This window comes from Rhodanobacter sp. OR92, from assembly GCF_000427545.1.
GTDB classification, from domain to species: Bacteria; Pseudomonadota; Gammaproteobacteria; order Xanthomonadales; family Rhodanobacteraceae; genus Rhodanobacter; species Rhodanobacter denitrificans.
Map to the genome: position 1 here is coordinate 89,366 of NZ_ATYF01000014.1, position 21,234 is coordinate 110,599.

Genomic DNA, 21,234 nt, shown 5'->3' on the forward strand with positions numbered 1-21,234 from the left:
CCGACCGATGATCCGCTAGCGGCTCAGTAGCGGTAATGATCCGGCTTGTACGGGCCTTCCACCGGTACGCCGAGGTAGGCGGCCTGGGTCGGGGTGAGCGTGGTCAGCTTCACGCCGATCTTCTCCAGGTGCAGGCGGGCGACTTCCTCATCGAGCTTCTTCGGCAGGATGTAGACCTTCGCCTCGTAGCTGTCCTTGTTCGCCCACAGGTCGATCTGTGCCAGCGTCTGGTTGGAGAACGAGTTGGACATCACGAAGCTCGGGTGGCCGGTGGCGCAGCCCAGGTTGACCAGGCGGCCTTCGGCCAGCAGGAAGATCGAACGGCCGTCCTTGAAGGTGTACTTGTCCACCTGCGGCTTGATGTTGAGCTTGCTCACGCCGGCCATCGCATTCAGCGCATCGACCTGGATTTCGTTGTCGAAGTGGCCGATGTTGCAGACGATCGCCTGATCCTTCATTGCCTTCAGGTGATCCAGCGTCAGCACGTCCTTGTTGCCGGTGGTGGTGACATAGATGTCGCCGCGGCCCAGCGTGCTCTCGACGGTGTTGACCTCGAAGCCTTCCATCGCCGCCTGCAGCGCGTTGATCGGGTCGATCTCGGTGACCACCACGCGTGCACCGTAGGCGCGCAGGCTGTGTGCGCAGCCCTTGCCCACGTCGCCATAGCCACACACCACGGCCACCTTGCCGGCCAGCATCACGTCCATCGCGCGCTTCAGGCCGTCGGCCAGCGACTCGCGGCAGCCGTACAGGTTGTCGAACTTGCTCTTGGTCACCGAGTCGTTGACGTTGATCGCCGGCACCAGCAGCGACTTCGCCTCGGCCAGCTGGTACAGGCGATGCACGCCGGTGGTGGTCTCCTCGGAGACGCCCTTCCAGTCCCTGACCACGGTGTGCCAGTAGCCCGGGCGCTCGGCGTGCACGCGCTTGAGCAGGTTCTTGATCACCTGCTCCTCGTGCGAGGAGGCCTTCTCGTCGACCCAGTTCGAGCCGTTCTCCAGCTCGTAGCCCTTGTGGATCAGCAGCGTCACGTCGCCGCCGTCGTCGACCACCAGCTGCGGGCCGAGGAAGCCGCCCTTGCCGTCGGGGAAGGACAGCGCGTCCAGCGTGCAGTCCCAGTATTCCTCCAGCGTCTCGCCCTTCCAGGCGAACACCGGCGTGCCGGTGGCGGCGATCGCGGCGGCGGCATGGTCCTGGGTCGAGAAGATATTGCACGAGGCCCAGCGCACGTCGGCGCCGATGTCCTTCAGCGTCTCGATCAGCACCGCGGTCTGGATCGTCATGTGCAGCGAGCCGGTCACGCGCACGCCTTTCAGCGGCTGCTGCGGCGCGTACTTGCGGCGGATCGACATCAGGCCCGGCATCTCGTGCTCGGCGATGTCCAGCTCCTTGCGGCCGAAGTCGGCCAGGGCGATGTCGCGGATCTTGTAGTCGTGGGTGTTTTCTTTCAGTGCGGCGTTCATGGATATCTCCGGTCAGGGCGAGGCTTCTGTGAAGAGTCCGGCCATGGATGGCCGGTTCTTGCGCGAAGGGACTCGCGTACAAACAACCGGGCGCCGTTGTGGAACGTGCCGCGCCGAGCCTGGCCGGTTCCCGTGAAGTTCATTCACGGCAACGGTCGCAGCGCCCCTCGGCGGGCAGTGCAGAGGGGGCATTGTAACGGCAGACATGAGCTTATGCCGCATGGTTGGGTGTCGCCCGCGTCGGGATTGGTTACGCTGGGGATCAGGCCTGCCGTGGAGTAGTTGCGTGGAACCCAGTCGCGAACCCGAGTTTCTGCCGCCCGACGGCCCGTTGCGCGAGGATGTCAGCCGCCTGGGCGCGATGGTCGGGCGAATGCTGGCCGAGCAGGGCGGCGACGCATTCTTCGCGCGGGTCGAACAGGTGCGCACGGCGGCGATCCGCCGTCGCCGCGAAGGTGCCTCGGTGGAGGAACTGGCCGCCTCGCTGGCCGGTCTCGACGCCGACGACGCCGAAGCGCTGGCGCGCGCGTTCGCCACCTACTTCCAGGCGGTGAACACCGCCGAACGGGTGCACCGCATCCGTCGTCGTCGCGACTACCAGCGCGAGGGCAGCGCGCCGCAGCCGGAATCGCTGCTCGACGTGCTGGGCCGGCTGAAGGCTGCGGGCGTGGGCGCCGACGAGCTGGTCGGCTGGCTTGATCGGCTGTGGATCGAGCCGGTGTTCACCGCGCACCCGACGGAGGCGGTGCGCCGCTCGCTGCTGGAGAAGGAGCAGGCGATCGTCGCCTCGCTGATCGACGGCTTCGACCGTGAGCGCACGCCGCAGGAGCGTCAGGAGGACGACGACCGCATCTACATGGCGCTGTCCGCCGGCTGGCAGACCGCCGAGGCCTCGCCGGTGCGGCCCAGCGTGCAGGACGAGCGCGAGCACGTGGACTTCTACCTGGCCCATCCGCTGTACCGCATCGTGCCGGCGCTGTACGAATCGCTGGCGCAGGCGCTGCAGACGACCTACGGCGTGGCGATCAAGCTGCCGCGGCTGCTGCGCTTCGCCAGCTGGGTCGGTGGCGACATGGACGGCAACCCCAACGTGGGCGCCGACACCATCGCCGACTGCCTCGACTCGCAGCGCGCATTGGTGCTGGAGCGCTACCGCGAGGACGTCGCCACGCTGGCGCGCCTGCTCAGCCAGACCGAGGGTCGCGTGGCGGCGTCCGCGGCGCTGCGCGCGCGGCTGGCGGACTATCGCGCCCGCTTCCCGGCCGCCGCGGCGCAGATCCGCCCGCGCCACGCCGACATGCCGTACCGCTGCCTGCTGCAGCTGGTCGGCGCGCGGCTGGCGCTGACCGGCGACGAATCTTCGGACGGTTATCCGTCCAGTGGCGAACTGCTGGACGACCTGCAGCTGATCGCCGACAGCCTGTTCCAGCACCGCGGCGTGCACGCCGGCGCCTACGCGGTGGAACGCCTGCTGTGCCGCGTGCGCAGCTTCGGCTTCCACCTGGCGCGGCTCGACGTGCGGCAGGATTCGCGCGTGCACGACGACGCGCTGGCCGCGCTGCTGGCCGACGATGGCTGGGCCGCGCGCCCGGCTGACGAGCGCGCGCGGCAATTGCGCGATTACGCCAGCGGCGGCGCACGCTTCGCGATCAGCCATGCCGAGGTGGTCGTCGCGCTGTACGACGTGTTCGCCACCCTCGGCAACACCCGCCGGCGTTACGGCGGCGAGGCGGTGGGGCTGTATATCATCAGCATGGCGCGCAGCGCCGCCGACGTGCTGGCGGTGCTGGCGCTGGCGCGCTACGGCGGGTTGGTGCAGGACGACAACGTGCCGCTCAACATCGCGCCGCTGTTCGAGACCGTCGACGACCTGAAGAATGCGCCGGCCACCTTGCGCGCCCTGCTCGACGACCCGGTCTACCGCCGCCACCTCGCGGCGCGCGGCGACCAGCAGTGGGTGATGCTGGGCTATTCCGACAGCGGCAAGGACGGCGGCACGCTGGCCTCGCGCTGGGGCCTGCAGCGCGCCCAGGTGGAATTGCTCGAGGTGGCGCATGCGGCCAGCATCCAGCTGGCGTTCTTCCACGGCCGCGGCGGCTCGGCCAGCCGCGGCGGCGCGCGCATCACGCCGGCACTGATGTCCTCGCCGCGCGGCGCGGTGGCCGGCGTGCTGCGGGTGACCGAGCAGGGCGAGGTGATCCATCGCAAGTACGGCATCCGTGCGCTGGCGCTGCGCAACCTGGAGCAGACCGTGGGTGCGGTGCTGCGCGCCAGCCTGCGTCCGCGCGTAGACGAGCCACGCGAAGCGCGCTGGCGCGAGCAGATGGACGCCTTGGCGGCCGCCAGCCGGAAGACCTACCGCGCGTTCGTCGAGCACGATGGCTTCGTCGACTACTTTCGCACTGCCACGCCGGTCGACGTGATCGAGCGGATGACCCTGGGCTCGCGCCCGGCCAGCCGCCGCAGCATGCGCGGCGTGCAGGACCTGCGCGCGATCCCGTGGGTGTTCGCGTGGACCCAGTGCCGCTCGATTCTGCCCGGCTGGTACGGCCTGGGCAGCGCGCTGGAGCAGGGCGTGCAGCAGTTCGGCGAAGCGGCGCTGGCGGAGATGGCGCGCGACTGGCCGTTCTTCTGCAACCTGCTCGACGACGTGGAAATGGTGCTGGCCAAGTGCGACCTGCCCATCGCCGAGGCGTTCTCGAAACTGTCCGGCCCGTTGCACGAGGAGTTCTTCGGACTGATCCGCGCCGAGTTCGCGCGCACCCGCCACTGGCTGCTGCGGCTCAAGGGCAGCGAGGTGCTGCTGCGTGATGAGCCGCGCCTGGCCGCCTCGATCCGCCTGCGCAACCCCTACGTCGATCCGATGAGCCTGCTGCAGGTGGACCTGCTGCAGCGTTGGCGCGCCAGCGAGCGCCAGGACGACGCCGTGCTGCAGGCCCTGGTCGCCTGCGTCAACGGCGTGGCGCAAGGGCTGCAGAACACCGGCTGATTGCCGCGGGCCATTTCTCCGGCAAGGGAGCGTGTACGCCAGCGGACGGCGGTGTCCGGGTATGCATCGCGGTCGGCCGACCGAAGTCGGTGCAAACGTTATGAAACAGGCGTTTGCATGCCTGGCATGGGCTTTGCTCAAGCAGACTCATGGATATTGCCAACCCCCTCGCCGCCCAACGTAAACGCCGACGCCGACGCATCGCCGTCGTTGCCGCGGCCCTGCTACTCGCCGCTCTGGCCATCGGCGCCATGAACCTCGGCCCGGCGCTGCCCGCGGTCGAGCGCTCGAGCCTGTGGATCGACACCGTGCAACGCGGCGACATGCTGCGCGAGGTGCGCGCGCCGGGCACCCTGGTACCGCGTGACATCCACTGGCTGGCGGCGGAAACCAGCGCGCAGGTGGCGAAGATCGAAGTGTGGCCCGGCACCCATGTCGAGGCGGATACCATCCTGCTGCGACTGGCCAGCCCGCAGGTGGAAAACGACTTGCGCAACGCGCAGGCCCAGGTTGTGGCGGCCGAGGCGCGGGTGGCGGCCAAGCACGCGGAACTGCAATCGCAGTTGCTGGACGAGCGCTCCTCGCTGGCGCAGGCGCAGGCCGAATACGCCTCGGCGCAGGTGAAGAGCGAGGCCGATGCGAAGGCGATGGCGAAGAACCTGATTCCGCGCGTGCAATACGAACAGGAGCAGATCGCGCTGAAGCAGTTGCAGCACCGCATCGAGGTCGAGCAGCAGCGGGTGCAGACCTTCGATGCCGGCATCAAGGCGCAGATGGCCGCCGTGCAGGCCGAGCTGCAACTGCAGCGCAGCAACCTGACCTTGCGCCAGCGCCAGTCTGACGCGCTCGACGTGCGCGCCGGCATCGCCGGCACGCTGCAGCAGATGGCCGTGCAGGAAGGCCAGCAGGTCGCCGCCGGCACCAATCTGGCACGGGTCGCGCGCGGCGACGTGCTGATCGCACGGCTGCGCGTGCCTGAGGTGCAGGCCAAGGACGTGGCGCAAGGCATGCCGGTTCAAGTGAATACCTATAACGGCATGATCGACGGCACCGTCACGCGGATCGATCCGGCCGTGGTCGACGGCAGCGTGCAAGTGGACGTGACCCCGACCGGGTCGCTGCCGGCCGGTGCCCGCCCCGACCTGTCGGTGGACGGCCGCATCCGCATCGCAAAACTCGACCAGGTGCTGTCGCTGGGCCGTCCCGCCCAGGTCGAGGCGAACAGCGAGGTGAGCCTGTTCCGTCTGGATGCTTCCGGTGCCACGGCCACCCGCATCAAGGTGCGCGTGGGCGCCATCTCGGTAGACCGGGTGCAACTGCTGCAGGGATTGCAGCCGGGCGACCGCGTCATCCTTTCCGAGACCAGCCAATGGGATAAATATGACCGCCTGCGTGTGCGCTGACGGCACCGATCCGCTGATCCACCATCCACTTCGAGCAAGGACAACCGCATGAACGAAACGACCTCCGTCATCGCCCTCGGCGGCATCCGCAAGGTGTTCCAGGCCGACGAAGTGGAAACCCATGCATTGAGCGACGTGCATCTGCATATCGCGCGCGGCGAGTACGTCTCCATCTCCGGCCCGTCCGGTTGCGGCAAGACCACCTTGCTGTCGATCCTCGGCCTGCTCGACACCGCCAGCGCCGGCAGCTACGTGTTGAACGGCCACGACGTGGCCGCGCTCAACACCGCCGCGCGTGCCCGCATCCGCAATGCCGAGATCGGTTTCATCTTCCAGGCCTTCAACCTGATCGGCGACTTGAACGTGCAGGAGAACGTCGAACTGCCGCTGACCTATCGCAACGGCATCGGCGCCGGCGAACGGCGCGAGCGCGTGCAGGAAGCGCTGGAGCGCGTCGGCATGGCCCATCGCATGCGGCATTACCCGGCGCAGTTGTCCGGCGGCCAGCAGCAGCGCGTGGCGGTGGCGCGCGCCCTGGTCGGTAAGCCGGCGATCCTGCTCGCCGACGAACCTACCGGCAACCTCGACTCGCGCAATGGCGAAGCGGTGATGGCCCTGCTCGACGAACTGCACAACGGCGGCGCCACCATCTGCATGGTCACCCACGACGCGCGCTACGCCGAACTGGCCCAGCGCAAGATCCGCCTGTTCGACGGTCGCGTGGTCGATGAGGAAACCTATGAGCGCCTGCGCCACGAAGATGAGCAGCGGCTCGACGGGCTGCTGGCGGCGCGGCTGGAGATGGGCGAGTGAGCGTGTGGCTGGCAGAGATCTGGCGCGCCTGGCGCGCAAGTCTGCGCCACCCGGGCTTCTTGCTGCTGGCCTCCGGCGTGCTGGTGCTTGGCGTCGGTTGCACCGCGGCGGTGTCCACGCTGATCGACCAGGTGCTGCTGAGGTCGCTGCTGGTGCCGCAGGCCTCGCGGTTGCTAGTGGCCGGTCCCTGGGATCGCGACCACGTCAGCGCGGTGTCGCCACAGCAGTACCAGCACATGCAGTCGCTGCGTGGCGTGCAATCCATCGGCTTGATACAGGACGGCCCGAAGTTGAACGTCGCCGGCGATGGTCAGCCGGAACTGGTGCCGGCGCTCTACGCTGACCGCGGCCTGTTGCCGACGATCGGTTTGCCGATGCGGCTGGGTCGCGGCTTCAGCGTGGAGGAGGATCGGCCGTACGGGCCGCACGTGGTGATCCTTGGCCACGGTTTCTGGCAGCGTCGGTATGGCGGCGACGCCAGCGTGATCGGCCGCAGCATCGAGGTGGAAGGCACGCCTCGCACCATCATCGGCGTGCTGCCGCAGGGTTTCGCCGCGCTGGGTTTCGATGGCGACATCATGTTGCCGACTGCGCTGCCGGTGAACAGTGTCAATGACGGCACTAACTACATGGCGCTGCTGCGACCGAACGAAGGCGTTGCCGCCGCCACGGTGGCCGCCGAGGTCAACACGCGCCTGCACGCGATGTACGTCGCGATGGGCAACGACTACTGGAAGCGTGCCCACTTTGGCGCGCAGCAGTTCAGTGCGTGGCAGCGTGGCGATGCCAGGCGCGTGCTGATGCTGTTTCTCACCAGCGCGCTGTTCGTGCTGCTGATCGCGTTGGTCAACCTGACCAACCTGATGCTGCTGCGCGCGCTGTCGCGCAGCCACGATGCCGCGGTGCGTGGTGCGCTGGGCGCACCGATGTTGCGGCTGGCGCTGCCGGCGTTGGCCGAAGGGTTGCTGGTTGGTATCTTCGGCGCCCTGGCTGGCATGCTGCTGGCAAGGGTTAGCCTGGGCGCGCTGCAAAGCCACATGCCGGCGGAGTGGCTGCCGGATAGTCAACTGCATTTCGGTGTCGCGACATGGTTGCTGGCGTTGCTGATCGGCCTGGGTGGTGCCCTGCTGGCTGCGGCGCTCGGCCTGTGGCGCGGCCGCCGGGCGACGGCGATCGACGAATTGCGCGAAGGCGGGCGCAGCGGACTCGGCCGGCACAGCGGACGGCTGGGCCGCGTGCTGGTGGTGGCGCAGGTGGCGCTGGCGACGGCGCTGCTCAGCTCCGCCGGCCTGTTCCTGCACACGCTGTACGACGCCGCGCGCACGCCGCTGGGTTTCACCAGCGGTGGCATCCTCACCTTCGAGTTGGCGCCGGTGCTTGCCGACTATCCCGATGCCGCGGCGGTGGACGGCCTGTCCACGCGCGTGCTGGAACGTCTGCGCGCCATTCCCGGCGTGACCGCCGTCACCTCCACCACCAATCTTCCGGCGGATCTGCGTAGCGGACAGTTCAACCTCGGTGGCCTGCACGTGCCAGGCAACGGGGAAGAGTTCGGCACACAGTATCACGGCGTCGGCCCCGATTTCTTCGCGTTGTTCGGCATTGCCATGCGCGAAGGACGCGCGTTTGGCCGCAACGACATCCGCGGTGGCGAGACGGTGGCGATCATCAACCGGGCGATGGCGCGGCAGCACTACGGCGGCCATGCTCTCGGCCAGACGATCCAGCGCGGCGACGGCACCGGCATGTGGTCGGCGCGCATCGTCGGTGTGGTCGGCGACACCAACCAGTACGGCCCGCTGGAAGAGCCGCCGGAAGTGTTGTACGTGCCACTGGCGCAGATGACCGACAACGCCATGGGAGTCTTCCGCAGCTTCGAACCGATGCGCTTCGCGCTGCGCGGACATGGCGACCCGAACGCCTGGCGCGACGCCCTGCGCGAAGCAGTGGCGGAGGTCGCGCCGAACCAGCCGATCGCCAACCTGCGCACCATGCAGGACATCGTGCGCAGCACTACTGCCGACATGCGCCTCAATTTGTTGCTGGTCGGCATTTTCGCCGCGCTGGCGCTGTTGCTTGCGGCCGCTGGCATGTACGCGGTGATGGCGGTGGCGGTAGCCGCACGCGAACGCGAGTTCGGTGTGCGCAGCGCGCTCGGCGCCGCGCCGTCGCGATTGACGCGGCTGGTGCTGCGCAGTGGCCTGTGGCAAATCACGCTAGGTCTTGCGCTTGGCGTCGGCCTGGCGCTGGCACTGTCCGGTGTGTTGCGTGCGGTGTTGGAAGACATTGGCCGCAGTGCGGTCGACCCCGTGGCGCTTGTCGGCGTCTGCGTACTGCTGGCCATCGCCGGCCTGCTGGCCTGCCTGCTGCCGGCGCTGCGTGCCGGACGGGTCCATCCGATGCGCGCGTTGCGCGGGGAGTAGGTCGATGATCCTGCGTGAATGCCGCATGGTGTCGCGAGTGGAGGCGGGTGCATGAACGTGTGGCTGGCAGAAATCTGGCGCACCTGGCGGGCTAGCCTGCGCCGCCCCGGCTTCCTGCTGCTGGCGACCGGCGTGCTGGCGCTGGGCGTGGGCGCCAGCGTGGCGGTGTTCGCGCTGATCGACAGTACTTTGCTGCGGCCGTTGCCGGCGCCGGAGCCGTCGCGGCTGGTGGTAGTTGGGCGTATGCGTGGCAGCGACGTCGGCACGATTTCCCCGCATCAGTATCAGCAACTGGCCGCACTCAAGGGCGTGAAATCCATGGCGCTGAAGCAGGCCGGCTCGGTGGCAAACATTGTCAGCGACGGTGTGCCGGAGCAGGTGCCGAGGCTCTATGCGGACCGGCACCTGTTGCCCACGCTGGGATTGCAGCCGATCATCGGACGCAACTTCAACGAACAGGAAGATCACCCGGGCGGGCCGCAGGCGGTCATGCTCAGCCATGGCTTCTGGCAACGCCGTTATGGCGGCGACGCGGGCGTCATCGGCCGCAGCATGCGGGTGGAAGGCACGGTGCGCAGCATTGTCGGCGTTTTGCCGGCCAGCTTTGACGAGCTGGCCGGGGCCGGCGACATTATGGTGCCGATGGCGTTGCCAGCGGCAAGCAACGACGATGGCGCCAATTACATGGTCGTTGCGCGGCTTGCTGACGGAGCCGGCATGGGCGCCGTGTCGGCGGAAGTCGATGGGCGCCTGCATGCGCTGGATCTGGCCACGGCGGGGAGCGGTGACACCATGGCGCGAACCCGTTATGGCGTTGAAAGCCTCCACGCGTGGCAACACCACGGTTCGCGGCCGATCCTGGTTCTGTTCCTGATCAGTGCGTTGCTCGTGTTGCTGATTGCGTTGGTCAACTTGACCAATCTGATGCTGCTGCGCACGTTGTCGCGCAGCCACGATGCCGCCGTTCGCAGTGCGCTGGGCGCGCCCTTGCTGCGGCTGATGTTGCCGGCGCTGGGCGAGGGGCTGCTGGTCGGGTTGGGCGGCGCCTTGCTGGGCATGGCGCTGGCGGCGGCGGGGTTGGGCCTGTTGCAGGCATTCATTCCGGCCAAGTGGCTGGTGGGTGGGCGCGTCCACGTGGGTGCATTCGCGTGGGGGCTGGCCTTGGCCATCGGCGTGTTGGCGGCACTCCTGGCTGCGGCGCTCGGTCTGTGGCGCAGTCGCACGGCGACCTCGGTGGATGAGCTGCGCGAAGGTGGTCGCAGCGGCATCGGTCGTCATGCCGGTCGCCTCGGTCGCACCCTGGTGGTGGCGCAGGTAGCTTTGGCGGCCGTGCTGCTATGTGCGGCGGGCCTGTTCACGCATGCGCTTCATGACGCGTCGCGACTTCATCTGGGGTTTGTCGACGACAACGTTCTTGCCTTCGAGCTGGCACCGGTCGAGGCGAGCTACCCGGACGTGACCGCGGTAAAGCACCTGACGCAGCGATTGGTGCAGCGACTGCGCGCCATACCTGGTGTTACCGATGCCGCTGTCACCACCAACCTGCCCACTAGCACGGACAGCATTGGCAGCTTTGGGCAGTTCAGCTCGGCCATGCATGTGCCGGGCGGCACGACGTTCAATGCGCAGTATCACGGCGTCGGTCCCGACTTCATGAAACTGCTGTCCATGACTATGCGTGAAGGCCGTCACTTCACCCGCCATGATGTGCGAGGTGGCGAGCCGGTGGCCATCGTCAGCCAGGATCTGGCAGATGCGAACTACGGCGGACGGGCACTGGGCAAGATCATCGAAGTGGAAAGCCGCGACAACGTCGTGTGGCCGGTGCGCATCGTCGGTGTGGTGGATGACACCTGGCAGAACGGTCCGTTGCAGCCGAAGCAACCCGTGCTGTACGTGCCGCTGGAGCAGATGCCCGAGCCCTTGCTGGCGGTTTTTCGCCGCTTTGAGCCCTTGCGTTTTGTCCTGCGCGGCCATGGCAGTTCGGACGACTGGCGCGCGGGGGTACGTGCGGCGGTAGCGGAGATGGCGCCTGATCAGCCCATTGCGAATCTGCGGACGATGAGCAGCATCGTGCATACGACCACGGCGGATGCACGCCTCAATCTGTTGTTGATCGGTGTATTCGCCTCGCTGGCATTGCTCCTTGCAGCAGCCGGCATATATGCGGTGATGGCCGTGGCGGTCGCTGCGCGCGAACGCGAATTCGGCGTGCGCATGGCATTGGGTGCTTCGCCGGCGCGGCTGGTGCGATGGGTGTTGCGCGGTGGTTTTTTTCAGATTGGGGTGGGGCTGATGCTTGGTGTTGGCGTCGTTGTAGCCGCATCGGGCGCGTTGAAACACTTGCTCATGTCTTTGCTTGGTCACACCGCCGTCCTGGATTCGGTCGCCCTGCTGGGCGCGTGCGTGATATTGGGCACGGTCGGGTTGCTGGCTTGTCTGGTGCCGGCGTGGCGTGCGAGCCGTGTGTCGCCGATGCGCGCGCTGCGAGGGGAGTAGATGATGTTGCTACGTGAATTGCGCCATGCGTGGCGGCGCCTGGCCCGGCCGCCGGGGTACGCGGCGCTGTCGGTGGGTGTGCTGGGGCTTGGGCTGGGGGTGGTGCTGTTCGTGTTCAGCCTGATCAATACGCTGATCCTGCAGCCGCTGCCGTATCCGCAGGCGGAGCGGTTGATGGCGATCGGCGCGCAGTCGAGCAACGGCTACGGCATCGGCGATCTCGACAGCGACCAGTATCTGCTGTTGCGGGGGCGCTTGCGCAACGTGGAGAAACTCGGCGCCTACGTCGACGGCGGGTTCAATGTCGACAGCGGCAACGGGGCGAGTTATCGGCGGGGCTCGTTGTTCACGGCGTCGATGATGGATCTGCTTGGAGTCAAACCGATCCTGGGGCGTGGCTTCAGTGCCGGTGACGACGCGCCCGGCGCGGCGCCGGTGCTGTTGCTGGGCGAGACGCTGTGGCGGAACGATTTTCAGGCCGATCCGCGGGTGATCGGTCGAGCCGTGCGGGTGGACGGTGCGTGGGCCACAGTGATCGGCGTGCTGCCAGCGGATTTCAGCTTTCCGCAGGTCAGTCAGCTGTGGATGCCGCTGCGTCTGGCCGAGGGCCAGCACCGCGGCCTGTCGGGGGTGGCGCGGTTGCGGCCCTTGACGGACGTGGCGCAGGCGCGGGCGGAACTGGCAGCGCGGGCAGACGACCTGCAACGCGTGCTTCCCGTCGGACAACCGGCCCGCCCGCTGACGATCAAGCCGCTGGCGCTGAGCTTCATCCCCGAGGACACGCGCAGTTGGGTCTGGATGATGTTCGCGGCCACGGCGCTGGTGATGCTGCTGGCCTGCGTCAATGTGGCGAACCTGCAACTGGTGCAGACCTTGAACCGCCGCCGTGAACTGGCACTACGCAGCGCGCTGGGTTGCAGCCGTGTTCGCCTGATGACCGGTGCCTTGATGGAGAGTCTGTTGTTGAGCGCGGGTGCGCTCGCTGCCGCCTGGCCGATCATGCAGTGGGGCAATCGCTGGCTGGTGGCAACCTTCATCGCCAACGGCGATCCGCCGAATGCGTTCTATCGGTTCGGTGCGCATGGCTGGGTACCGCTGTTCGCGGTCGGCATCGCCGTGCTCAGCACCGGCCTGGCCGGCTTGATTCCAGCGTGGCGCGCCGCGCGTGCCGACCTGCAGGACAGCTTGCGCGACGGCGGCAAGGGTTCCGGCGGCGGCTTCGTGAAGGTGACGAAGATCCTGGTGATCGCCGAGGTCGCCCTGACCGTGTTGTTGCTGGTCGGGGCCGGCACCTTCGTCCGAGCGCTGGGCGGCCTGCTGGATCAACGCTCCGCAGGCGCCGCCCACGCCGCGCATGTCCTCACCGCGTATGTGTCGCTGCCGCCCTTGTTGTACCCGCAGGATGAACAGCGCATCCGTTTCTTCGAGACCGCCGTCGAGCGCCTGCGCCACGAGCCGGGCGTGGTGGCGGCGACGGCGTCCAACACCATTCCCAGTGCGCGGCTCGGCAGTCACGAAGACGTGGCCTTGCCGGGCCAGCCGCGCCCGGCCGGGGGCTGGCCACGGGCGCAGGTGGGCATCGTCGATGCGAACTTTCTCGACACCTATGGCGTGCGTCTCACCGCGGGTCGTTTCTTCGACGCACGCGAGCGCGCCGACAGCGTCTCCGTGGCGGTCATCGACGCCAAGATGGCTACGGCGATGTGGCCGCACGACGATCCGCTCAACCGCACCCTGACCCTGTATCCCGGCAAATCGTGGGCGCGCACGGTGACGGTGATCGGGGTGATCGAGCCGTTGCAGCTCGATGGCCCGCTGGAGAGGGTGCTGCCGAGGCTGTTGATGCCCTTGCGGCAAGCGGCCGGGAATTCGCCTCTGCGAGGATTGCGACTGGCCGTACGCACGCATGCGGCAGCCGAAACCTATGCCCAACGACTGGCACAGGTGATACGCGGCGTTGACCCCGCGGCAGCCGTGACAGCGGTGTATAGCCAGACGAAGGCGATGGCGATGGAGCGCGTCAAGCTGATGGTGCTGACGCAGATATTCAGCGCGCTCGGCCTGATCGCGCTGCTGCTGGCGGCGGCCGGCCTGTATGGCGTGCTGGCCTTCTCCGTGGCGCAGCGCACACGCGAGATCGGCATCCGTCGCGCGATCGGCGCGGGCAACGGCGCGATCGTGCGCGAGGTGGGGCGGCAACTGTCGTGGCAGCTCGGCATCGGCCTGCTCGTCGGCACTGTCCTGGCATGGCCGTGGTCGCAACTGCTGGCCGATCCCGGTTTGCATACGCAGGCGCATGATCCGGCGGTGTTCGTGCCGGTACTGTTGCTGGTGCTTGGCATCGCGCTGCTGGCTGCGCTGGTGCCGCTGTACCGGGCGTTGCGCGTCGACCCGGCGATTGCCTTGAGATACGAGTAGGAGCCCGCTCGCGGGCGATGCTCTTGCTTTAATGGCTGGGTTTAGGGATTCAGATCAAACGCATCGCCCGCCAGCGGGCTCCTACAATGTGGCGCAGCCTGGCGAGGGCCATTGGATAAACGGAACGATATGACGCGCGAATCCCATCCCACCGTGCTGCTGGTCGACGACCAGGCCGATGTGCGCGAGGCCTTGCGCCTGCTGCTGAAATCTGAGGGCATCGCCAGCGTCGGCGTGAACGACCCGGTCGCGGCATTGGATGCCGTGCGTCAGCGCGATTTCAGTTGCGCGCTGATCGACCTCAACTACACCCGCGACACCACCTCGGGCGAGGAGGGCCTGGCCTTGCTCGATCAGTTGCGCCAGCACGCGCCGGAGTTGCCGGTGGTGGTGATGACGGCGTGGGGGAACGTGCCGCTGGTGGTGGATGCGCTGCGCCGCGGTGCCGGCGATTTCATCGAGAAGCCGTGGGACAACACGCGCCTGCTCAGCATCGTGCGCACACAGATCGCGCTGGGCGAAGGCGCGCGTCGGCAGCGCCGGCTGGAGGCGGAGAATGCGCTGCTGCGCGGCGGCAACGAGGCCTTGATCGCCGAGTCGCCGGCGATGCGGCGGGTGATGGAGTTGGTGGCGCGGATCGCGCCCAGCGATGCCAACGTGCTGGTGCTGGGCGAGAACGGCACCGGCAAGGGCGTCATCGCGCAGCAGTTGCATGCGCAGTCGCGCCGGGCGGCGCGGGCGCTGGTCAAGGTCAATATGGGCGGCATCGCCGAGAACGTGTTCGAGTCGGAGATGTTCGGCCACGTGCGCGGCGCGTACACCGATGCGAAGAGCGAGCGCATTGGCCGCTTCGAGCTGGCCGATGGAGGCACCCTGTTTCTCGATGAAGTCGGCAACGTGCCGCCGTCGCAGCAGCCGAAGTTGCTGCGTGTGCTGGAAGACGGTGAATTCGAACGGCTCGGTTCCTCGCGCACGCAGAGCGTGGACGTGCGGCTGGTCTCGGCCACCAATGCCGATCTTGCCGTCGAGGTGGAAGCGGGCCGTTTCCGCAAGGATCTGCTGTACCGCCTCAACACGCTGGAGATCCGCCTGCCGCCGCTGCGCGAGCGCCGTGACGACATCCTGCCGCTGGCGCGCCGCTTTCTCGAACGCAGCGCGGCGCGCTACGGCCGCCATGGCCTGCGGCTGGCGCCGTCGGCCGAACGCGCACTGCTGGCGTGGCTCTGGCCGGGCAACGTGCGCGAGTTGGGTCACCTGATGGAGCGCGCCGCGCTGCTGGCCGAGCACGACCTGGTCAGCGATTCCGCACTTGCGTTTGGGCCTGGCCCGGCGGCAACGGCATCCGCGCAGGACATCGACGACATGACCATCGATCAGGCCGAGGCGCATCTGGTGCGGCGTGCGCTGGAGCGCTACGACGGCAACCTGCAGCACGCCGCCGACGCGCTCGGCATCACACGGCAGACGTTGTATCGACGGCTGGAGAAACATTCACTGCGCGACCCTTCGTCCGACGATGCCGATTGATTCCTCCACGCCACCTGCGCGTCGGCATCGTGCCCGGATGCCGGTGTTCGAGCGGCGCGTGCTGCTCGGCGGCTGGCTGGTGGCGCTGCCGGCGCTGCTCGGCGTCGTGGTTTTTCTGCTGACCGGCATTCCCGACCGCATGCTGTGCTGGAGCCTGCTCGTTGCCATCGTGGTGACCACCGCCCTGATCGCACGCTGGCAGCACCGCCGCGTGGTGCATCCGCTGTACACCCTGGCCGGTTTGCTGGAAGCGCTTCGCGAGGGCGACTACAGCATGCGCGGGGTGCAGGGCGGGGTGCTTGGTGACGCGATCTACGACGTCAATGCGCTGGCCGACCGGCTGCAGAAGGAGCGCCTGCAATTCGAGGATTCCGCACGCTTGCTCGGCAAGACGCTGGCCGCGCTGGACAGCGCCGTGCTGGTGTTTGATCACGACACGCGGCTGCGTCTGCTCAATCCGGCGGCACAGCGTCTGTTCGCCGGTGACCGGAGCAGCTTGATCGGTCGACAGGCCTGCGAGCTTGCGCTCGATGTACTGCTGGCAGCACCGCGCGCGCGCGTCATCAGGCACACGTTCCCCGGCCGCAGCGGCCGCTTCGACATCCGCCACGCCCCGCTGCGCAATGAGGGCCGCAGCGGTCGATTGCTGGTGATCAACGACGTCGGCCGCGTGCTGCGCGAGGAAGAACGCCAGGCCTGGCAGCGCCTGCTGCGTGTGCTCGGCCATGAGGTCAACAACTCGCTGGCCTCGATCCATTCGCTGGCCAACACGCTGGCCACCGTGATCGCGCGCGAGCCGTTGGCCGAGGACTGGCGCGAGGATGCGCGCGGCGGCTTGCAGGTGATCGGCAACCGTGCCGAATCGTTGACGCGCTTCCTCGCCGGCTACAGCCGACTCGCCGCGTTGCCGGCGCCGCAGAAACGCGAACTCGACCTGGCCGTACTGGTGCCGGCGGTGGCGCGGCTGGAGCAACGTGTGGCCGTGCAAGTGGAGGCGGGCACACCGCTGCCCGTGCAGGCCGATCCCGACCAACTCGAGCAGGCGTTGATCAACTTGCTGCGCAACGCTGTCGAAGCGAGCCTGCCCGGTGATGGCCATGTGCGGATGCGCTGGCGCAGCGAAGGTGAGCGTGCATTGATCGAGATTCTTGACGACGGCCCCGGCCTGCCCAGCAGCGACAACCTGTTCGTGCCGTTCTTCACCACCAAGCCGGGTGGGTCAGGCATCGGCCTCGCCCTGGTGCGGCAGATCGCCGAAGCCCATGAGGGCGGCGTTAGCCTGCTTGCCCGTGATGGTATGCCCGGTGCCATCGCACAACTGTGGTTGCCGCTGGATCCAGCCTTGTAGAGTGCGCTTCTACAATCTGAGGCTCGCGCGTAGCGCGACAATCCGTTCGTCGCGCGGCAGTCGCTTCCAGCTGATCTCCAGCTTGAGCGCCTCGCTGCGGCTGGCGACCCACACCCAGCCCAGCAACCGCCGCGGCGGGTTGGAACGGGTGAAGCGGGCGCCCTTGCCGCTGAGATGCTTGGCGTAGCGTTGCTCCGGGTCGCGGGCGATGCCGGTGTAGACGCGGCCGTCGGCGCATTCGAGCAGGTAGACGGCCCAGGCGCCGGCGCCGTCGCTCATGCGTTCAGGCCCACTCGACCAGGCCCTCGGCCGCGCACACCTGCTTCCACGATGGGCGCGCCTTCAGGCGCGTGGCCAGCGCTGCCAGCTGCGGCCATTCGGTGGCGGGCTTGGGCATGTTGCGCGACCAGCGCATCAGCATCAGCGCGTACAGGTCGACCACGCTGAAGTGGTCGCCGAGCAGGTACGGACCGTGGGCGGCGAGGTGCGCATCGACCTTCGTCCAGCATTTCTCGATGCCGGCGCGGGCGGCCTGCTTGATCGTGTCGGCGCCTTCGGGCAGGTGGTCGCCGGGGTAGAACCACTGCCGGAACAGCGGCTGCAGGTTGTTGGCCAGGTACAGCATCCACTGCAGGTAGTCTGCGCGCCCGGCACTCCCCGCGGCCGGCGTCAGCACCGCCTTGGGATGGCGTTCGGCCAGCAGCATCGCCAGCGCCGCGGCCTCGCCATGCGGCACGCCGTCGACCACCAGGGTCGGCACCACGCCGTTCGGGTTGATCGCCAGGTACTCCGCGCTGCGCTGCTCGCCCTTCTCGATGTCGATGCGCTTGAGCGTGTGCGGCGCGCCGATTTCCAGCAAGGCCAGGTGCACCAGCAGGTTGGCCGAGCCGGGAGCGTAGTAGAGCGTGTACATGGGTGGTTGTCCGCGGGGATGATCCACGAATGATACGCCGGGGCGTTGCAGCAGGAGTGCGAGGAGCGGAGTGGGAAGTGAGAGAAGGCAGGAGTGCGCCTGCTTTGGCTCCCTCTCGCTTCCCACTCCCTCCACTCGCTCCTCTTCTCAGCCGTCCAGCTCCGACCAGCGCGCATACGCCGCATCCAGCTCCGCCTGCAGTGCCACCAGCGCCTCGTTCGCCTTGACGATGGCGGCGCTGTCCTGCTGGAAGAACGCGGGTTCGTTCATCGCCGCGGTGCGTGCGACGATGTCGCCTTCGAGTTGCTCGATGCGTTTTGGCAGCTGTTCCAGTTCGTGCTGCTCCTTGAAGCTGCGCTTGCGCTTCGGCGCGGCCGCCGCGGCCGGTGCCGGTGACGGCGTGGCAGGCTTGCCGGCGGTGGCCGTGCTGCGTGAAGCCGGCCGCTGGCGCAGCCAGTCGCTGTAGCCGCCCACGTATTCGCCGATGCGGCCTTCGCCTTCCAGCACCAGGGTGCTGGAGACCACATTGTCGAGGAAGGCGCGGTCGTGCGAGACCAGCAGCAGGGTGCCCTGGTAGTCGGTCAGCAGTTCTTCCAGCAGCTCCAGCGTCTCGACGTCGAGGTCGTTGGTCGGTTCGTCCATCACCAGCAGGTTCGACGGCTGTGCGAACAGCTTGGCCAGCAGCAGGCGGTTGCGCTCGCCGCCGGACAGCCGGGTGATCGGCGCACGCGCGCGCTCGGGCGAGAACAGGAAATCCTGCAGGTAGCCGATGATGTGCTTGCGCTGGCCGTTGAGCTCGATGTACTCGCGGCCTTCGGCCACGTTGTCCAGTGCATTCAAGTTGTCGTTGAGCTGCAGCCGGTGCTGGTCGAAGTAGGCGACCTGGATGCCGGTGCCCAGCTCCGCGCTGCCGCGCTGCGGCTTGAGCTCGCCCAGCATGATCTTCAAGAGCGTGCTCTTGCCGGCGCCGTTCGGGCCGATGATGCCGATGCGGTCGCCGCGCATCACGGTGGTGGTGAGGTCGTCGATCAGCACGCGGCCGTCGTAGGCGTGGTGCACGTGCTTGAGCTCGATCACCTTCTTGCCCGAAGCCTGCGCGTTGGCCGCCGTCATCCTCACGTTGCCGCCCAGTTCGCGGCGTTGCGCGCGCTCGTTGCGCAGCGCCTTGAGCGCGCGCACGCGGCCTTCGTTGCGGGTGCGCCGGGCCTTGATGCCCTGGCGGATCCACACTTCCTCCTGCGCCAGCTTCTTGTCGAACAGCGCGTTGGCCTGCGCCTCGGCGTGCAGGCGTTCCTCGCGCCGGCGCAGGTAGTTGTCGTAGTCGCCGGGCCAGTCGGTCAGCGCGCCGCGGTCGATCTCGACGATGCGCGTGGCCAGCGCGCGCAGGAAGCTGCGGTCGTGGGTGACGAACACGATGCTGCCGGGGAACTGCTTGAGGAAGCTTTCCAGCCAACCGATCGCTTCGATGTCGAGGTGGTTGGTCGGCTCGTCCAACAGCAGCACATCCGGCTTGCGCACCAGCGCCTGGGCCAGCAGCACGCGCCGCTTCATGCCGCCGGACAGCGCGGCGAAGTCGGTCTCGCCGGGCAGTTCCAGCTGGGTCAGCACGTCGCTGACGCGGCGGTCCAGGTCCCAGCCGTGCTGCGCCTCGATCTGGTGCTGCACGTCGCCGAGCGCGTCGAAGTCGCCTTCATTGAGCAGATGGTGGTAGCGCGCCAGCAGGCGGCCGAGATCGCCCAGCCCCTCGGCGACCACGTCGAACACGCTGCCTTCGGTGCCGTGCGGCACTTCCTGCGCCATCCGCGCGATTACCACGCCGTTCTGCACCCGCACCTCGCCGTCGTCGGCGTGCAGCTCGCCGGCGATCAGCTTCATCAGGGTGGACTTGCCTTCGCCGTTGCGGCCGACGATGCACACGCGCTCGTTCGCCTCGATCGACAGATCGACGTGCTCGAGCAGGAGCGGGCCGCCGATGCTGAAGTCGACGCGTTGCAGTTGGATAAGGGACATCCGCGCATTGTAGCGGCAGCAACGCTGCGACCCGCGTTGCCATCCAAAAAGAAACGGGCCGCGCGAGGCGGCCCGATTCCGGTACAGCGTGCGATGCCTGCCTACTTCAGCTTCGCATCCTTGCGCAGCGCCTCGGCGCGGTCGGTCTTTTCCCACGAGAACGCGGTGAAGGCCTTGCCGTCCGGACCCTTCATCTGGTGCGGGGTGCGGCCGAAGTGGCCGTAGCTGGCGGTCTGCTGGTACATCGGGTGGATCAGGTCGAGCATCTGCAGGATGCCGTACGGGCGCAGGTCGAAGTGCTTGCGGATCAGCTTTTCGATCTTCTCGTCGCTGATCTTGCCGGTGCCGAAGGTGGTGACCGAGATCGAAGTCGGGTGTGCCACGCCGATCGCGTAGCTCACCTGCACCTCGCAGCGGTCGGCGATGCCGGCGGCCACGATGTTCTTGGCCACGTAGCGCGCGGCGTAGGCGGCCGAACGGTCGACCTTGGACGGATCCTTGCCGGAGAACGCGCCGCCACCGTGACGGGCCCAGCCGCCGTAGGTGTCCACGATGATCTTGCGGCCGGTCAGGCCGCAGTCGCCCACCGGGCCGCCGATCTCGAACTTGCCGGTCGGGTTGATGTGGAACTTGGTGCCCTTGTGCAGCAGCTTGGCGGGCAGCACCGGCTTCAGGATGTGCTCGCGCACGGCCTCGATCAGATCCTTCTGCTTCACGCCCGGGTCGTGCTGGGTCGACAGCACTACGGCGTCGATCGCGGTGGCCACGCCGTGCTCGTAGCGCAGGGTAACCTGGCTCTTGGCGTCCGGGCGCAGCCACGGCAGCGGCGAATTCTTCCTCTTGCGCACCTTCGCCTGCTGCTCGACCAGGCGGTGCGAGTAGTAGATCGCCGCCGGCATCATGTCCTTCGTCTCGTTCGTCGCGTAGCCGAACATCAGGCCCTGGTCGCCGGCGCCCTGGTCTTCCGGGTTCTTGCGGTCCACGCCCTGGTTGATGTCCGGCGACTGCTTGCCGATCAGGTTGATCACGCCGCAGGTGGCGCCGTCGAAGCCGACGTTGCTGGAGTCGTAGCCGATGTCGACGATCACCTTGCGGGTGATCGCTTCGAGGTCGATCCACGCGCTGGTGGTGATTTCGCCGGCGACGATCGCCACGCCGGTCTTGACCATGGTTTCGCAGGCCACGCGGGCGCGCGGATCCTGCGCGATGATCGCGTCGAGCACGGCGTCGGAGATCTGGTCGGCGACCTTGTCCGGATGGCCTTCGGAGACCGATTCGGAGGTGAACAGGTAGTTGGACATCGCGGTTTATATCCTTTCGTTCGGATAGAAAGATAAAAGAAGTCGGGCATGATACATCGCTGCCTCCGGTTTTGCAGCCCGCGGCGATTCCGGGTCCTGCGGGGTTGGTTCCGGGTTCAGCCGTTTG

At 67.7% G+C, this 21,234-nt stretch carries 13 protein-coding genes and 1 riboswitch; of the genes, 8 read left to right on the forward strand and 5 right to left on the reverse strand.

Going from position 1 to position 21,234, the window contains the following annotated elements:
- Positions 1–23: 23 nt before the first annotated feature.
- Entirely contained in the window at positions 24–1,463 is a 1,440-nt protein-coding gene (ahcY, locus tag RHOOR92_RS0108710) for an adenosylhomocysteinase (protein WP_027490068.1), read from the reverse strand.
- An 81-nt stretch (positions 1,464–1,544) separates the two neighbouring features.
- Positions 1,545–1,638: riboswitch (S-adenosyl-L-homocysteine riboswitch) on the reverse strand.
- Positions 1,639–1,749: 111 nt separating this feature from the next.
- On the opposite strand from ahcY, the gene ppc reads away from it, so the two are divergent.
- The 8 genes from ppc (at position 1,750) to RHOOR92_RS0108750 (ending at position 16,883) form a co-directional block, all read left to right on the forward strand.
- Positions 1,750–4,452, forward strand: coding sequence for a phosphoenolpyruvate carboxylase (gene ppc / locus RHOOR92_RS0108715; RefSeq protein WP_027490069.1), 2,703 nt, complete (start codon positions 1,750–1,752; stop codon positions 4,450–4,452).
- 149 nt (positions 4,453–4,601) lie between these two features.
- A complete protein-coding gene (locus tag RHOOR92_RS0108720) occupies positions 4,602–5,855 on the forward strand; it encodes an HlyD family efflux transporter periplasmic adaptor subunit (protein WP_027490070.1) in 1,254 nt (417 codons plus the stop codon).
- Positions 5,856–5,903: 48 nt separating this feature from the next.
- Positions 5,904–6,668, forward strand: a complete 765-nt coding sequence (locus RHOOR92_RS0108725) for an ABC transporter ATP-binding protein (RefSeq protein WP_027490071.1) — start codon at positions 5,904–5,906, stop codon at positions 6,666–6,668.
- Complete coding sequence (locus tag RHOOR92_RS0108730; protein WP_027490072.1) at positions 6,665–9,091, forward strand: ADOP family duplicated permease; 2,427 nt, start codon at positions 6,665–6,667, stop codon at positions 9,089–9,091. Before RHOOR92_RS0108725 ends, RHOOR92_RS0108730 begins: the two co-directional genes overlap by 4 nt.
- Before the next feature lie 51 nt (positions 9,092–9,142).
- Positions 9,143–11,590 (forward strand): ADOP family duplicated permease, encoded by a 2,448-nt coding sequence (locus RHOOR92_RS0108735; RefSeq protein ID WP_027490073.1) that lies wholly within the window; start codon positions 9,143–9,145, stop codon positions 11,588–11,590.
- Positions 11,591–14,008, forward strand: coding sequence for an ADOP family duplicated permease (locus tag RHOOR92_RS0108740; protein WP_231378354.1), 2,418 nt, complete (start codon positions 11,591–11,593; stop codon positions 14,006–14,008). It begins immediately after the preceding gene.
- A gap of 129 nt (positions 14,009–14,137) precedes the next feature.
- Positions 14,138–15,535, forward strand: coding sequence for a sigma-54 dependent transcriptional regulator (locus tag RHOOR92_RS0108745; protein ID WP_027490074.1), 1,398 nt, complete (start codon positions 14,138–14,140; stop codon positions 15,533–15,535).
- A gap of 37 nt (positions 15,536–15,572) precedes the next feature.
- The gene (locus tag RHOOR92_RS0108750) at positions 15,573–16,883 is read left to right on the forward strand and encodes an ATP-binding protein (protein ID WP_027484540.1); all 1,311 of its coding nucleotides are present in this window, start codon (positions 15,573–15,575) and stop codon (positions 16,881–16,883) included.
- Positions 16,884–16,892: 9 nt separating this feature from the next.
- Here RHOOR92_RS0108750 and RHOOR92_RS0108755 read toward each other — a convergent pair whose 3' ends face one another.
- From RHOOR92_RS0108755 to metK, 4 genes are all read right to left on the reverse strand, one after another.
- On the reverse strand, positions 16,893–17,162 hold the full coding sequence (locus RHOOR92_RS0108755) for a GIY-YIG nuclease family protein (RefSeq protein ID WP_027484539.1): 270 nt from the start codon (positions 17,160–17,162) through the stop codon (positions 16,893–16,895).
- A 4-nt stretch (positions 17,163–17,166) separates the two neighbouring features.
- The gene (locus RHOOR92_RS0108760; protein ID WP_027490076.1) at positions 17,167–17,796 is read right to left on the reverse strand and encodes a glutathione S-transferase family protein; all 630 of its coding nucleotides are present in this window, start codon (positions 17,794–17,796) and stop codon (positions 17,167–17,169) included.
- Positions 17,797–17,943: 147 nt separating this feature from the next.
- On the reverse strand, positions 17,944–19,806 hold the full coding sequence (locus RHOOR92_RS0108765; RefSeq protein WP_027484537.1) for an ATP-binding cassette domain-containing protein: 1,863 nt from the start codon (positions 19,804–19,806) through the stop codon (positions 17,944–17,946).
- Between the two features lie 101 nt (positions 19,807–19,907).
- Positions 19,908–21,107 carry a methionine adenosyltransferase gene (gene metK / locus RHOOR92_RS0108770; RefSeq protein WP_027490077.1) on the reverse strand — a complete coding sequence of 400 codons (1,200 nt, stop codon included), beginning with the start codon at positions 21,105–21,107 and terminating at the stop codon, positions 19,908–19,910.
- Positions 21,108–21,234: the final 127 nt, after the last annotated feature.

Coding starts and splice junctions, on each gene's coding strand:
- ahcY (WP_027490068.1), bottom strand. CDS start 1,463: ATGAACGCCGCACTGAAAGAAAACACCCACGACTACAAGATCCGCGAC.
- RHOOR92_RS0108720 (WP_027490070.1), top strand. CDS start 4,602: ATGGATATTGCCAACCCCCTCGCCGCCCAACGTAAACGCCGACGCCGA.
- RHOOR92_RS0108725 (WP_027490071.1), top strand. CDS start 5,904: ATGAACGAAACGACCTCCGTCATCGCCCTCGGCGGCATCCGCAAGGTG.
- RHOOR92_RS0108735 (WP_027490073.1), top strand. CDS start 9,143: ATGAACGTGTGGCTGGCAGAAATCTGGCGCACCTGGCGGGCTAGCCTG.
- RHOOR92_RS0108740 (WP_231378354.1), top strand. CDS start 11,591: ATGATGTTGCTACGTGAATTGCGCCATGCGTGGCGGCGCCTGGCCCGG.
- RHOOR92_RS0108745 (WP_027490074.1), top strand. CDS start 14,138: ATGACGCGCGAATCCCATCCCACCGTGCTGCTGGTCGACGACCAGGCC.
- RHOOR92_RS0108750 (WP_027484540.1), top strand. CDS start 15,573: ATGCCGGTGTTCGAGCGGCGCGTGCTGCTCGGCGGCTGGCTGGTGGCG.
- RHOOR92_RS0108755 (WP_027484539.1), bottom strand. CDS start 17,162: ATGAGCGACGGCGCCGGCGCCTGGGCCGTCTACCTGCTCGAATGCGCC.
- RHOOR92_RS0108760 (WP_027490076.1), bottom strand. CDS start 17,796: ATGTACACGCTCTACTACGCTCCCGGCTCGGCCAACCTGCTGGTGCAC.
- RHOOR92_RS0108765 (WP_027484537.1), bottom strand. CDS start 19,806: ATGTCCCTTATCCAACTGCAACGCGTCGACTTCAGCATCGGCGGCCCG.
- metK (WP_027490077.1), bottom strand. CDS start 21,107: ATGTCCAACTACCTGTTCACCTCCGAATCGGTCTCCGAAGGCCATCCG.